The 14,950-nt window shown below is 56.5% G+C and carries 11 protein-coding genes; 5 read left to right on the top strand and 6 right to left on the bottom strand.

The genetic code is table 11. The features are described from left to right. Window positions 1-2 precede the first annotated feature (2 nt). Both BLV11_RS12235 and BLV11_RS12240 read left to right on the top strand, forming a co-directional pair. Entirely contained in the window at window positions 3-194 is a 192-nt protein-coding gene (locus tag BLV11_RS12235; protein ID WP_175528348.1) for a CPXCG motif-containing cysteine-rich protein, read from the top strand. A gap of 115 nt (window positions 195-309) precedes the next feature. Next, window positions 310-864: a YceB family lipoprotein gene (locus BLV11_RS12240; protein ID WP_091814505.1), complete on the top strand. Its 555-nt coding sequence runs from the start codon at window positions 310-312 to the stop codon at window positions 862-864. A 102-nt stretch (window positions 865-966) separates the two neighbouring features. Here BLV11_RS12240 and BLV11_RS12245 read toward each other — a convergent pair whose 3' ends face one another. The 5 genes from BLV11_RS12245 to BLV11_RS12265 all read right to left on the bottom strand — a co-directional run bounded on the left by BLV11_RS12245 (window position 967) and on the right by BLV11_RS12265 (window position 8,499). Continuing rightward, window positions 967-2,064, bottom strand: coding sequence for a fatty acid desaturase family protein (locus tag BLV11_RS12245; RefSeq protein ID WP_245726017.1), 1,098 nt, complete (start codon window positions 2,062-2,064; stop codon window positions 967-969). A 300-nt stretch (window positions 2,065-2,364) separates the two neighbouring features. Then, window positions 2,365-3,030 carry a response regulator gene (locus tag BLV11_RS12250; RefSeq protein WP_091814508.1) on the bottom strand — a complete coding sequence of 222 codons (666 nt, stop codon included), beginning with the start codon at window positions 3,028-3,030 and terminating at the stop codon, window positions 2,365-2,367. 39 nt (window positions 3,031-3,069) lie between these two features. Then, on the bottom strand, window positions 3,070-5,016 hold the full coding sequence (acs, locus tag BLV11_RS12255) for an acetate--CoA ligase (protein ID WP_091814512.1): 1,947 nt from the start codon (window positions 5,014-5,016) through the stop codon (window positions 3,070-3,072). A gap of 324 nt (window positions 5,017-5,340) precedes the next feature. Then, window positions 5,341-6,876, bottom strand: a complete 1,536-nt coding sequence (locus tag BLV11_RS12260) for a fatty acyl-CoA reductase (RefSeq protein ID WP_091814515.1) — start codon at window positions 6,874-6,876, stop codon at window positions 5,341-5,343. A 264-nt stretch (window positions 6,877-7,140) separates the two neighbouring features. Further along, entirely contained in the window at window positions 7,141-8,499 is a 1,359-nt protein-coding gene (locus BLV11_RS12265) for a MinD/ParA family protein (protein ID WP_245726018.1), read from the bottom strand. 366 nt (window positions 8,500-8,865) lie between these two features. Here BLV11_RS12265 and BLV11_RS12270 point away from each other — a divergent pair, with 366 nt between their 5' ends. Beyond that, window positions 8,866-10,848 carry an HDOD domain-containing protein gene (locus BLV11_RS12270; protein ID WP_245726019.1) on the top strand — a complete coding sequence of 661 codons (1,983 nt, stop codon included), beginning with the start codon at window positions 8,866-8,868 and terminating at the stop codon, window positions 10,846-10,848. Window positions 10,849-10,876: 28 nt separating this feature from the next. Continuing rightward, on the top strand, window positions 10,877-13,045 hold the full coding sequence (locus BLV11_RS12275; protein WP_425433832.1) for a putative bifunctional diguanylate cyclase/phosphodiesterase: 2,169 nt from the start codon (window positions 10,877-10,879) through the stop codon (window positions 13,043-13,045). A 26-nt stretch (window positions 13,046-13,071) separates the two neighbouring features. Here the strand turns inward: BLV11_RS12275 and BLV11_RS12280 are convergent, their stop codons facing one another. Continuing rightward, window positions 13,072-13,890 carry a substrate-binding periplasmic protein gene (locus BLV11_RS12280; protein ID WP_091814527.1) on the bottom strand — a complete coding sequence of 273 codons (819 nt, stop codon included), beginning with the start codon at window positions 13,888-13,890 and terminating at the stop codon, window positions 13,072-13,074. 363 nt (window positions 13,891-14,253) lie between these two features. Between BLV11_RS12280 and BLV11_RS12285 the strand changes: the two genes are divergently transcribed. Then, the gene (locus tag BLV11_RS12285) at window positions 14,254-14,913 is read left to right on the top strand and encodes a class I SAM-dependent methyltransferase (RefSeq protein ID WP_091814888.1); all 660 of its coding nucleotides are present in this window, start codon (window positions 14,254-14,256) and stop codon (window positions 14,911-14,913) included. The last annotated feature ends 37 nt before the right edge of the window (window positions 14,914-14,950 follow it).

Below are 14,950 nucleotides of genomic sequence, written 5' to 3' on the forward strand. Positions count from 1 at the left end.
CTGTGTACGCGCTGGAACATGCCACTATTCAATGCCCCTATTGCTGGGAGCGCCTTAACATTAGCGTCGATCCCGGCGAACAGCAGCAGACCTACACCGAAGACTGTCAGATATGCTGTCAGCCCATGGTCATTGATGCGTACTTTGATGAAAACCGTGAACTGCATGTGACTGTAAGGCGGGAAAATGACTGAGCATTCCTCCGGGCACTGGCCCAGATTAACCGATGATTAATGGCACTGCCGCCACCCAACCCCGCTACAATGACGTCCACTCTGAAACTGCCGTAAACAATCTCAGGAGACGGTTATGTACCGAACAGTCATCATGTTTTTACTGGCACTCAGCCTCACTGGCTGTGCCGGCCTGTCACCCTATTCCATCAGCGAAAACACCCTGGAAAACCATCTGATGGACGCCATTGCCGATTTCGATCGTCAGCAGCTTCAATCCGGCTCGCCACTGAGTGTTGCCCTCAAGGACGCGGACATTACCCTCGGCCCGGATGGCCGCGACGTAGCGGTGATCGATGTCAGCGGAGAAGTCGCCCTGAATATTCTGATGGCGCGGCTGCCCGTCAATATTGCCCTGAAAGTGGAAGGCTCGCCGGTTTACGACCATGAAGACAGGGCCGTCTACATCCGTCGGCTTCAATTGCTGGACAGCCGGGTAGAGTCATCCCTTTACAACCAGGACCTGACACCGCTCACTGAAAATGTCATGCGTTCGCTGTCTCAGTTGCTGGAAACCTTCCCGGTTTACCGGCTGGACGAATCCGATCCCACCCAAGCCCTATTCGGGCTGGTACCGATGGACATTCGTGTGGCGCCAGGCCGGCTGGAGTTTGTCATGGCGGATGAGTAAGCGTACGCGGCTCGAGAACTGCCGCGGGCTCCTCCTCTGACGAGTCTGCAACAACGAAAAAAGGCACGCGTGGCGTGCCTTTTTTCGTTGTCCTCCAGCCCATCAGGCCTTCTGGTAGTTGCTCGCGGCGTACTGACTTTGCAGTGGCAGCAGGTCAAAGGTCCGCTCCGGATGGATCGGATCCACCAGTTCGGTTGCCGATTTGTAGACCCGCGGCGTGGTGTACAAGTACTTGATGGCGGTGGAGTGTGGCATCGCCATGTACCGCTCACCGTGATTTTCCTCCAGCCACTGACGTACCCGCGGCGCCTTGTTGGACGACATCTTCGGGAAGAAGTGATGCTCCACGTGATGGCTGAAACGATAGTGCAGACGATCCAGAACCGGGTTTGAGCGCAAGCTCATGGAGTTATCCAGCGGGTTGTTGGAGACGGTCTGTGGGCGCAGGAAATGGTTGGTCAGGATGTAACCCTGGCCCAGCGCATTGGCAACCATAAACGGAATCAGCACGGTAAACAGCGCCAACGGTCCGGATACGATAGCCAGAGCCGCCCACAAGGCAACGCAAACATAGGACTGACGGATGGCCTTCTTGCGATCAAAGCCCTTGAACTGCTTGCGACGACGCGCCTGCACCTGCAGCACCAGTTGCGCATGCATGGTGAAGGAGTAAGTCAGGAAAAGGTAGCTGTACCAGGTACGCGAACCCGGAGCCAGCTTGGTAAATTTCTTCTGCTTGGGGTCAGTTTTGTAGCGACGCAGGGTACCGAAGCTGTCGGGATCAATATCACCGATGTTGGTGTTGCCGTGATGCACCACGTTGTGCCAGCGACGCCAGAACTCAGGCGGCACAATCAGCGGACCGAAGCCCAGCCAGCCAAAGAAATTCTGCCAGCCTTTGCTCATACCCAGGGCGCCGTGCAGCACCTCGTGAGCCAGCAGTGCCTGGGAACCAATGGTGTGTCCCACCACCAGGCCCAGCAACAGATTGGCGTACCAGGGCAGCCCTGCCATCAGGATGGTCGCAATGCCTCCCCAGATAACCAACTGCAGGGGCAGGAACCAGATCACACGCCAGGTCTGTGGTTTAAAGGTATCGGCGGGCAGCTCCTTGCGCATCTGATCGCGCAATTCACGTTCATCGGTCTGACCGAAGCCACCGTTCTTGAGAGTCTGAGGTTGCACCGCTGCGTTCATCATTCACCTATAAATTTCAGCGTACATTTGTAAGCTGAATTTACATAAAGGCGGATGACAAGGCAATGGCAGATTTATAAATTTTTAGTGACACCTCATTGATCTGCGTCAAAAACAACTTTTAAAACCTTTATAAACATAAGGTTAATAAATCACACGACAGATACCCCCTGATAAACATTTAATTAATTTTTTGGAAAATTTGCGCACACCTGTGTTTTTATAAAAACTTTATATGTACTCCGAGCATTTTTCGGGCACAAAAAAAGGGCCCCGAGGGGGCCCTTGGATTCCTTGTCCGGCTCAACTGCCAGACAGTGAGGTATCGGACGGGTCAATCTCCATCTGCTGTATGGCAATCACTGCCTGAGTCCGGTTACGAACCCCCAGCTTGCGGAAAACCGCAGTGATGTGTGCCTTGACCGTTGCCTCAGAGACATCCAGATCATAGGCGATCTGCTTGTTGAGCAAACCTTCAGCCAGCATGCCAAGCACCCGGAACTGCTGCGGCGTCAAGGACGCCAGCTTCTCGGAGAAATCGGTGGTGTCGGCATGCATGCGCTCAATCTTGTCTGCTACACCTGGCGGCAACCAGACGTCGCCTTCAAGAATTGCCTGAATGGCTTCAGTAATGGTCGGCAGAGGCGCCGATTTCGGGATGAAACCGGACGCCCCGTAGTCGATCGAGCGCCGCATGACCTGTAACTCCTCGGATCCTGACACAACCACCACAGGTAATCCCGGATACTGGCCTCGCATGAACACCAGCCCGGAAAATCCATGGGCCCCCGGCATATTCAGATCCAGCAATACCAGATCCGCGTCCGGATGGGACTCCACCGCTGCCTGCAGCGCTTTGATGCTTTCAACTTCTACCGTTTCCACATCAGAGACCGCCTGAGTGACCGCCTGTTTCAATGCCGCCCGAAACAGCGGATGGTCATCAGCGATGATGATTTGTTGTGTCATTCAACAAGTCCTTACAGATGTTGGGCCCGTCACCAGACCTTACTGAAACGCACGATGGCTGATGAGTTCATCAACAACGCTGGGATCAGCCAATGTGGAGGTATCTCCCAGTTGATCGTGCTCGTTAGCAGCGATTTTACGCAAAATTCTCCGCATAATCTTGCCCGAACGGGTTTTCGGCAGACCCGGCGCCCACTGGATGACATCCGGCGAGGCAATCGGACCGATCTCCTTGCGCACCCACTGCACCAGCTCCTTCTTCAACTCGTCAGTCGGAGTCTCACCCTGCACCAGGGTGACATAGACATAGATGCCCTGCCCCTTGATGTCATGGGGATAGCCAACCACCGCTGCTTCGGCAACCAGCTCGTGGGCAACCAGGGCACTCTCAACCTCAGCCGTGCCAAGGCGGTGACCGGATACGTTCAGAACGTCGTCCACCCGACCGGTAATCCAATAATAGCCGTCCTCATCACGACGGGCACCATCACCGGTAAAATACATACCTTTATAGGTGCTGAAGTAGGTCTGGATGAAACGCTCGTGGTCACCATAGATGGTCCGCATCTGGCCAGGCCAGCTATCCAGAATCACCAGGTTACCCTCGGTTGCACCGTCAAGGATGTTGCCATCATTGTCGACCAGCGCGGGCTGAACACCGAAGAACGGCAGAGTTGCAGAACCCGGCTTAAGGTCAAACGCACCCGGCAGCGGGCTGATCAGGATGCCGCCAGTCTCGGTCTGCCACCAGGTATCTACAATCGGGCACTCGTTGTTACCGATGACCCGGTGGTACCACTCCCAGGCTTCGGGGTTGATCGGCTCACCCACCGAGCCCAGCAGTCGCAAACTGTCACGGGTTGTGCCGGCCATGCAGGACTCACCTTCCGCCATCAGGGCACGGATCGCAGTAGGCGCGGTGTAGAGGATATTCACCTTGTGCTTATCGACCACCTGCCCCATGCGGGAGCTGTCCGGATAGTTGGGCACACCTTCAAACAGCAGGGTGATGGCGCCATTTGCCAGCGGACCGTAGAGGATGTAACTATGACCGGTCACCCAGCCGAAGTCGGCGGTACACCAATAAACATCGCCTTCTTGATAATCAAACACATACTGATGGGTCATGGACGCATAGGTCAGGTAACCCCCGGTGGTATGCAGAACCCCTTTCGGTGCGCCGGTGGAGCCAGAGGTATAGAGCATGAACAGCGGATCTTCCGCGCCCATCGGCTCCGGCGCACAGTCTGCAGAAGCCTCTGCCAAAAGCGCCTCATAACGAACGTCACGCCCCTCACTCCAGGGCACATCGCCGTTCGTGCGACTGACGACCACCACCTTCTCGACGTCGTCCAGCTGGCTGCCTGAGATGGCCGCATCAACGTTCTTCTTCAGCGGAATCTTACGGCCACCGCGCAGACCTTCATCTGCAGTAATCACGAAGCGGGATTTGCCATTCTCGATGCGGGCGGCCAAGGCCTCCGGAGAAAAACCACCAAACACAACCGAGTGGATAGCACCGATACGGGCACAAGCCAGCATGGCCACAGCCGTTTCGACGATCATCGGCATGTAGATGGTTACTACATCGCCTTTCTTGATGCCCAGAGACTTCAGGGCATTGGCAAACTTGCAGGTGTCTGCATGCAGTTCACGGTAAGTGACGTGACGGGACTCGGAAGGGTCATCGCCCTCGAAAATAATGGCGGTCTGATCTCCGCGGGTTTCCAGGTGCCGGTCCAGACAGTTGGCGGACGCGTTAAGCACGCCATCTTCAAACCACTTGATGGACAGGTTGTTGTAATCGTAGGTGGTGTCTTTCACCTTGCTGTACGGTTTGATCCAGTCCAGCCTTTTACCGTGTTCACCCCAGAAGGTGTCTGGATCGTCGACTGACTGACGGTACATGGCGTCGTATTGTTCCCGGTTAACCAGCGCCTTTTTGGCAAACTCCGGATTCACCGGGTATACATGCTTCTCAGTCATATTGCTCCCCTTATTTTATTGTATGCCTGTTAAGTCGTTGTCAATATTGTAAAAACAGATCGTTATGCTGGCCTGAACAGCCACGAAGACGGTTACCCTATAGTTCAACACGTGAACAGTTCACCGATGAATTAGACGAACGTACTAAGGTCGTGACACTTCAGGGCCGATTCCCGCGACGCCTTGCAAACAGTCGACAGATTTGCACCAGCAATTCCGACACCAGGGCAGGCTAAGCATAGACAAGATCAGAAGGGATGAACTAAACAGCCCCGGCCCATCCCTGTAAAGGACGAACCGGGGCCAAATGGGGCCAATCAGCCGTTAGGCAGCCTTGCGGGCCCGGCGGGATTTCAGGCTGTAGAACTTCCGCTCCTTGAGCGCGTACTGGTTCAACCCTGCCAAATGGATTTTGCGAAGGTAGGTTTCCCAATCCACCAGCGCCGAATCAACCGGGAACAGCGCCTTATCCGCGGCCCCCATCCGGTCTGCCAACCCCAGCAACTGAGCATTGCTGAAAATGTAATCCGGAGCGGTGTAGAAGCCGAAAATGGTCGCCAACGACTGTGTGGTGTCCAGATTCTTCAGCAACTTCAGTTCACGGGTATGACCAATCATCTTCAGGGCGCGCCCCGCCAGCGAGAGCGGCAGACGTGCACCCTTGACCATGGTGTTAAACAAGGTCCGGTTGACGGCAATGAACGGTTTGGTGGGCTGACGATAAAACAGCTGGTCGTAGGCCGCGTAGTTAACCCGCGCCTCTTCCATCAGATAGTCGATGAACTCACCGAGGGAGATCGGGTTCCGTGAGCCACTGCAGCACTGATAGATCCGGTGTTCGCCCGCTACCGCCAGCGCCTCGGCCATGGACAGGATGATGCTGTTGGCGACAAGATCGACCGGGATGACATCAATAATACCGGAGCGCTTGCCCGGGAAGACCGTCACTTTACCCCGGGCATAGGCAAGAATGATGGCATCGGCGACCTTGACGCCTTCAATCCACCCGGGAGCAGGTTCCTGCAGTGCGCTTTCGATGATGGACGGCCGGAGTATGGTGAGTGACTTTCCAGCCAGGGATTTCAGCAACAATTGCTCTCCCAGCCACTTGGTAAAGGTATAGGTGTCACTCCAGCCGTAACGGTTGGCTTCCTGAATCCCCAGGTCAACCAGTTTCTTTTCGAGGGTCTTGCCGCTGTACCGGGAACGGACGTCCGAGATCTTGTCTTCCAGCAGGTGAATCAGTTCGTCGATTTCGTAATAGCCCTGCTCGCTGCGAGGGATCGCGGCGCCAGCAGGCTGAACCACAGCCTCTTCCGCCATGCCAGAGTTCATGCCGTTCACATAGCAGGTGGAGACCTGGATCACCGGGATATCCCCAGCCGCGACCGCAAAATCAACAATACTGTTCAGGCTCTTGGTGTTAATGGCGAGCGCCTTGTCGAGCTCCTCACGGAAATTGACGCTGGCCGCAGAGTTGATCACCACATCCACCTTGCCGGCCAGAGAAGCGAACTCTTCCTGTGACAGACCAAACCGGGGCTCGGTCACTTCGCCGGTGATACAGAACACCCGAGCGTCCAGAAAGTCGTCAAAGGCGTCACCGTTCTCCGTTCGCAAGTGTTCAAATACAGAGGAACAGGCAATCTCGTTCAGGAACCGTTCGCGGGCCTCCGGGTGACGCTTGTTTCCCCGTATCAGCAGGTAAATACCCCCAATATCCGGTACAGCACGAATCAGCTTCTCGACCACCACCTTCCCGAGAAATCCGCTGGTACCGGTAATCAAGACTCGCTTGCCGCCAAGTTCTGCAGTCACCCTGGACTGCGACTCACCAAACTCTATCTGATGCTTTGTCATCGCGTGGAACTCCTTCTCTATATGGCATATCTGTGATCAATCGTTGTAAGAGGCTCGGCATTCCCTGGGGACCTCCCCGGCCGAAGACACTCAGGCCGCAAAACGCGGTTAAAAACCACACTGCATTTACCAGGCCAGCAGGTCATATGGGGCCAATATTTGCACAGTGTGCATGACAAGTCGGTGACATGCAGCAAAGAAATGTCACAAAAACAATTAAATTTTTTACAAAGAGAATTGGGTCCGGAACGACCCGGAGCGCGGCTAACGCGGACTGCGGTCCGATGCCAGTCGGCGAAGAAATTCATCGAGGGGTATATCGTCAGGCTGATCCCGTAACGCTTTGATTAGGCTGCTTTGCTCACCAAAGCTGACCCGGTCGTAACGGGGTTCTGGGTCACTGGCAAGCGGCGCCCGGTCCACGGCGGCAGAATGAGGTTCTGCTGCAACCTGATCCGCCAGTTGTCGCAGATGGCGAGCAAAGTGCTCACGCTGGGGCAGCGACAGCGATTCCCACCCCAGCGAGGCCAGACCCGTCTGGACGATCTCGATGGTATCGTTATCCAGGGTGCGCCCCAACAGTGCAAAAATGGCATTAAACGCTTCATATCGAAGCATCGTCGCCTCCGGGTTTGCCGCCAGCAGCTTGCCCAGCTGTTGCACCAGACCCTGACACGTCGCGCCGACATCCTCCCCGGTTGAGGCGGATTCCGGAGAGGGGTCCGGCACCTGCGCCCTGGCACGCATTGAAACCCGGTGCCAATAGGCCGCGATACCCGCCTTGCGGGGAGGTAGCTGGCCAAACCGAACACCGAGCATATCTGCAAGGGTATGAAACTGGCGGCAGGAGGGGTCGGACTCCGGCATCAGCGCCACCGGGCGCTGAGCAAGTATTGACTGCTGAATGGTTTCATCACGCCAAACCGCGCCGAGGTAATGCAGACGCGTGCCCAGATGACGCTGGGCCGCGCTGTCCAACCGCTGGAAAACCGATTGCGCCTGGCTTGCACCCCGGGCCATATTCACCACCACGCTCGGGGTCCGACGGTACCCCCGACGCTGCAGGACCTTGATCAGGGAAAAGGCATCCGTGAGGGAGGTGGGATCGGGCGTCACCACGATGCAAGCCATGGCAGCAGCCGCAATCATGTGCAGCCCCACCGGCTGCAGGCCCGCAGCAGTATCGATCAGCACGTAATCGTACTGGCGCTCGAGTTGCGCCAGCGACTTAAGCAGCACCATGCTGTCTGCATTGCCCAGATCCATACAGCCCTGGACACCGGAAGCTCCAGGCACGATATCCAGGCCATGGGGTGCTGACATGATGACATCCGCCAGCTCACACTCCCCTGCGACCACCTGGGCGAGATTCCGTTCCGGGTACTGGCCCAGCATGATGCTCACATTGGCCAGATCGGTATCCCCATCCAGCAGCAACACACGATACCCGTCCCGGGCAAGCGTCAGGGCGAGGTTCAGCGAAATCGACGTTTTGCCTACACCGCCCTTGCCACTGGAAATGGCCAGAATACGGGGCTGCCGGGTACCGGCCCGGGAACGATGGCCCGAATCGTGCTTTGACTCAGGACGCTGATGATTGACGTTTCTGTGTTGATCCATCATGACTCAATGCGGCGGATAGGCGTCGTCCGTAACAGCGCAACGTGAAGGCATCGCTCATGCACTCACCGCGCGTGCAGGCGTAACCATGCACTTTGCACACAGTTTAGCGTGAAGGTATTCGGGGGAGGTAGGTATGAACAGGCCCAAACTGGCCCGATCAGATAAGAATTGACGAGATTTTACGGTTACAAAATCATACTTTGGTCACAATTTAACCTAAATCGGACCTGAAATATGGGTAATAAATATTTAATAAATGTAATTTATTGTCTATGCTCGTGAACATATAACAAAAATGAATACCCCGTCATAAGAAAAAGATCAGCCACGATTCGGATGTATGTATATGACCAGGCTGCGACTATAGTGACCAGACACCACCAAGTTCCATCCCCGGATCTGCAACTGCCCAGTCTTCCGGAGGTGACGTTAAGAGCGCTGGAAGCCTGTCGCAAAGACGAGAGCTATCGCCAGATCGGTGAAATCGTGTCGTCTGATACGGGTCTGATGGTGCGCGTGCTTGCCTTGGCCAATTCCGCCATCTATGGCCGCCCCGGTGAGATCCGGTCCATTGAACACGCCCTGCTCAGACTCGGCACCGACTGCGTCCGCACTCTGATCCTGACCGCCGCCCTGCGCCAACTGCTGTTCGATCTCGGGGCCGATCAGTGGGGGCAATTACGTGATTTCTGGCGCCATTCCCTGACGACGGCCCTTACCGCCCGCGCGCTGGCGACTCTGACTCGCTACGCTGACCCCGATGAAGCCTTCCTGCTCGGCATGCTGCACAATATCGGCGAACTGATCGCCATCAAGACTGAGGATGAAACGCTTAGGCAGCAGTATCTCGACCAGCAGGCCGACATCAGCGCCGCTCTGACCCTGTCGTGGCGGTTGGGACCGATTGCTGCCGATGCCATGCGATATCAGGCAGCCCCCCCGGCTGACATCCAGGATGCCAGCCATCTGGTCAAACTGATCAATCTCGCCTCTCGCCTGGCCCAGTCAGATGCGGCTGGTATTGCCGCTGCGGTGCGGGTCTTTGACCTGAGCGAGGAGCTGACCCGTGAAATCCGGCACCGCATAGACAGGGAAGTCGAAACCCTGGCCCGGTCGCTCAGCATCCCGCTGGATCAAGAATACAACGCAGCCCCGGCACAACAGGTACTGCGTCACACGCTGGTCAGCCGGGCACTGACCAGTGAAGCGTTATCGCTCTCAGACCACGCCGATATAAAGACAGCACTCAGCCATGGAGTCGCCAGCCTGACACTGCTCACCGGCATGCCCTGCCTGAGCTTTGGATGCGGCCCTGAGGGTTTGACGTTACTGGCCTGCAGCCATGGCGAACGGCCGTCCATGGTGGTCGCGGCCAGCCCGGCCAACAGCGTGTTGACCAAAGCACTGGCCAGCACCGATCCGGTCCTGGCGGGCGACACCCCGCCCACCGTGCTCGACCGACAATTGCTCAACCTGCTGGGCACACGCTCTCTATACGCCATACCGGTGCATACAGACGGCGCAGTCGTCGGCGTCATGGTGATTGGCTCCAACACCACCCTGGAGTCGGCCGCGGAGCTGGCCGTCTTGTATACCCGTGAACTGGCGAACAGCCTCGCGCGGCGATCAACACCGGCGCATGGTGACGAACTCGCACAGACCGCCAGACAGATTGATCTTCGGCGTCAGGTGCACGAAGTCAGCAACCCGCTGACCATCGTTCGCCAATACATTTACCAGTTGCGCCAGAAGATGGAAGACAAGGACGTTCAGGGCGATCTGGACCTCATTCGTGATGAGCTGGAGCGAGCCGGCAACCTGCTCCTCCAGATTGGTCACGAGTCTGCGGTCGATTCCCGTGAGGAGCCGTCGCTCAAATCACTGAACGAAGAGCTGAAGCCACTGGCCGAGCTCTTTGAAGAGACCCTGTGCAAGGACAGCAAACTGACTCTGGATCTGGAGTTGTGCGCCAGTCCCACGTGGATTGCCGCCACCCGGGGTACCATACGGCAACTGGTGATCAACCTGATCAAGAATGCCGTCGAAGCAATGCCGCAAGGAGGGCGGGTAACTTTACGGACTTCAGCGCCAGTGCTCCAGAATGGCCGCCCATGGGTAGAGCTGGCCATTCAGGACAACGGACCCGGCCTGCCGGATGACGTCCAGAAACAACTGTTCAGACCTGTGCAGTCAAGCAAGGGCTCACGCCACTGCGGGCTCGGTCTGAGCATCGTAAAACAGCTAATTGATGACATGGAGGGCATCATCAGCTGTCAGACCGGGGAGACAGGAACACTGTTCCGTATTCTGTTCCCCATGACAGCGAACCAAAAAGACACTCAAACCTGATAAAAGGCACGGGCGTACAACGATGACCATGGACCTCCAGCACCTGCATCCTGCGACTGGCCGCCCCGCAGAAATTCTTGTTGTGGACGACGATCAGCGCCTGTTAACCAGCCTGGCCACGCTGCTGCGGCAAGCCGGCTATCAGGTCACCGAAGCCCTGGGAGGACACGTGGCCTGCCAGACACTCAAGGAACAGAGTTTCGACCTGGCCATGCTGGACTTGAGAATGCCCGGCATCGATGGGTTCGATGTCATGTCCTACGCCGCCTCGGCCCGGCCTGAGTGTGGCGTCATCGTGGTCAGTGGCGAGAGCGCCTTTACCTCCGTCAGCCGCGCACTTCGGCGAGGCGCGCTGGATTACATCAAGAAGCCGTTTGACCCGGAAGAGCTGCTGGAAACCGTGCGCAACGTGCTTGGCCAGCAATCCCTGCTGCGAGACCATGCCGATGTCCAGACCCGGCTCAAGAAGTCGGAAGCCCTGCACCGCTATATCGTCAACAGCTCTCCTGACATCGTGTTCATGCTCGACCAGGATGGCCGAATCTGCTTTATCAACAACAAGGTCAATACCCTGCTGGGCTATCTGCCCGCTGAACTGATCGGGCAGCATTTCAGCATCATTCTGGATGACCAGGACGTGGCTCGCGGCACCTACGCCATTCTCGACACCAGTGTCTCGTCGGATAATCCCCGTACCCTGGAACTACGGATGAAAACCCGCGGCAGTCGCAAGGCCAACCGCCACTTTGAGGTAACGGCCTTCCCGATCGCTCCCGATACGTGGCCCCACATCAAGGATGGCAGCGACCGTATGTCTGGCCAGAAGGCAAGATTCTACGGCACGGCCCGGGACGTAACCGAGCGTAAGGAAGCCGAGGCTTTCATCAATTTCCAGGCCTACCACGACCTGCTGACCCGGTTGCCCAATCGGGCGCTGTTTAAGGACCGCCTCAACCTGGCAATAACCCATGCCCGCCGCAACAACCAGAAGCTGGCGGTTATGTTCCTCGATCTGGACCGTTTCAAGGTGGTCAATGACACCCTTGGGCATGCTATGGGCGACCGCCTGTTGCAGGCGGTGACCCGACGTCTGGAGGGTTGTCTGCGCAAGGGGGACACCCTGTCCCGTTTTGGTGGCGATGAATTCACCCTGCTGCTGCCGGCCATTCATGGCGACGATGACGCCAAACACATTGCCCAGAAACTGATTGACGCCCTGACTACCCCGTTCACGCTCGGCGAACATGAAGTCTTCGTCGGTATCAGCATCGGCATCGCGGTGTTCCCTGAAGCCGGCCAGTCCATGGACCAGCTGATCCAGAACGCCGACATTGCCATGTACCACGTCAAGGGCAGGGGCAAAGGCGACTACCGTTTCTTCTGTGACAACATGAGCATCGATTCCGCCAACCGGCTGAGTCTGGAGCGGGACCTTCGTCTGGCCCTTGACCGCGATGAGCTCAGAGTTTACTACCAGCCCCAGGTCTGTACCCAGACCGGGCAGATTGTCGGCATTGAAGCCCTGGTGCGCTGGCAACACCCTGATCGGGGCCTACTCTACCCTGGTGACTTCCTGCCTCTGGCGGAAGAAACCCGGCTGATTGAGGATCTCAGTGAACGGGTAATGGCCAAAGCCTGTGAGGATGTCGGCCAATGGATAAAGGCAGGTCACAAGGATTTGCGACTGGCGGTTAACCTGTCCCCGTCCCAGGTTGAGCATCCCCGGTTTGTGGAAACCCTGATCCAGCAGTTGCAGGCCTGCGATTTTCCCGCCGGAAACCTGGAGATCGAGATCACCGAAAACGTCATCATGAACGACCTCGATCAGATCAGCCAGAAACTCCGCGAGCTGGCGGATCATGGTGTCCGCATTGCCATCGATGATTTTGGTACCGGCTATTCGTCTCTGAATTACCTGCACCGCTTACCAATTCACACCCTCAAGGTGGACCAGTCGTTTGTTCGCGACATTCGCAACGGAGACGACGGAGCCTGCATCGTAAACGCCATCGTCGCCATGGCCCACGGCCTGAAACTGGACATTGTCGCCGAAGGGGTGGAGACCGACGCCCAGCTTCACTACCTTCGCAAACTCGGTTGTCATCAGGTTCAGGGCTTTTTCTATGGCCCACCCCGACCTCCCGAGGCCATCCAGCAAGCTCTCAAGCAGACCCACCTGCAGATGGCGGCCATCTGAACCGGCCGAAAGACGGATGTGGGCTGTCAGTGGCCGGTCTTGACCTGTATCTCTGAGGGAATCTGATCCGGTATGTAGATTCGCCAGATCCTGTCGATATCCCCTGAACTTCGCATCGACCTCAGGCGATCGTTGATCAGCTGCTTGACCGGCTCCGGCATGCGCCGGTCCATCGCCAGGTAGAGCGAATAGTTCGGAATCACCGCACTGACATCCACCTCTCGCATGCAACGGGTGTCGCCGGCAAACCCTCCGAGGTGAAACCGTAAGCGGGATTGCATCTCAACAAACCCATCCACCCGGCCAAGAGAGACCAGAGTCAGACCCGCGTTGAAATTATCCACCGGCACCGGCCGAATGATATCGTTTGCGGCGGCCTCATCAAGCTGGAGGTATTTGAAGCCACGCAAGGTGGCAATCGAAAGGCTTTCAAGATCGCGGACACTGTCTACCGGGTTGGGAATGTCGGTTCTGCAGGTGAGCATGACGTGACGGGTCTCAAACAGCGGTACACTGGCGTACTCCCCTTCATCGCCGAACGAATGCCAGACCGGGGCATCAAAAGCCACCCAGTTGGGGTAGGTCTGATCTGCAACATCCCTGGTTAACCGGTTGACAGGGCGAACCAGGTGCTCGACCGTATACCCCGTCCCTCGAAAAATCTCATCAACGATGTCCGAGATGATACCGCCACTGCTGCGGTCATCCTGAATAATCTGAAAAGGGCCAACCTTGGAGTCCACCACCAGGTAATTGACCTGCAACTCCTGGGCGACCAACGCTGCGGGCAAAACTCCCCACCCCACCATGGCGGCCAGTCCCAGGACCTGAAACAATCTGATCATTCTCGCCCCCACGCCCCTACATTCACAGACTTGTCTCTAACACTATAGGAATGCTCTCACACTTCCTCTTGGTTGCACCGCCTAAAACGGTCAATTCCCACACAAAAATGCGACCTGCGGCACCTTAAAAGCAAAAACAATAACCGGATTGTCCGACACTCAGGTTACGTTTATTGATCCAGTTTGCAAAGCGTAGCGGAACGTTACTTTATGTATCTGGAAATGCGGCCTACTGCACATATTTCGCCCGCCCTCTTCTCTAAGCTCGGACCATCCCCTGTCGCCACCCGTGGAACTTCGGTGACCACCAACAATGACAACAACGGCGGCAGGCAAGCAGAATCCGACAGGCGGTATGAGATCATGCGCGATAAATATAAGTACATTGGCCCCGTATACGATTTTCTGAGCAACCTCTACAGCGGCAAGAGCATTCATCACTGCAAAACCGCAATGCTGGATGTGGAAACCGTCAAACCCGGAGACAGGATCCTGTTCGCTGGCGTTGGCCATGGCCGTGATGCCATCCGCGCCGCTGAACTGGGTGCCGATGTCACCGTCGTCGACCTGTCTGAAACCATGCTGCGCAAATTTTCCGATGCGCTCGCCAAGGAAGCCCCGCAACTCGCCATCCGCCAGGTCCACAGCGACATCATGAAAGTCGCAGAGTTCGAGCAGTACGACATGGTCGTCGCCAACTTCTTCCTCAACGTTTTTGACGAAGACATGATGGTCAGCGTTCTGGAACACCTGATTCGGCTGGGCAAAGCCGATGCCAGAGTGGTCGTGGGCGACTTTTCCTATCCCAATGGCAACCTCGTGGCACGGCTGTTCAAGAAGGCCTACTGGTATGTTGCGGTCTTTATCTTCTGGCTGTTTGCCAACAATGCCTTCCACAAGATCTACAACTACCCGGAACACATGCAGCGGCTGGGCCTGAAAGTCACTGAGAAGAAGCACTTCAAGCTGCTCAACATGAACTGTTACTGGTCCATCCTGGGCGAGAAACAGGCCCAGAATTAACCCCTGAAAGCCCAAACAACAATCGATAAATGGGGAG

The sequence above is a fragment of the Marinobacter mobilis genome, assembly GCF_900106945.1.
In the GTDB taxonomy this organism is placed as follows: Bacteria; Pseudomonadota; Gammaproteobacteria; order Pseudomonadales; family Oleiphilaceae; genus Marinobacter; species Marinobacter mobilis.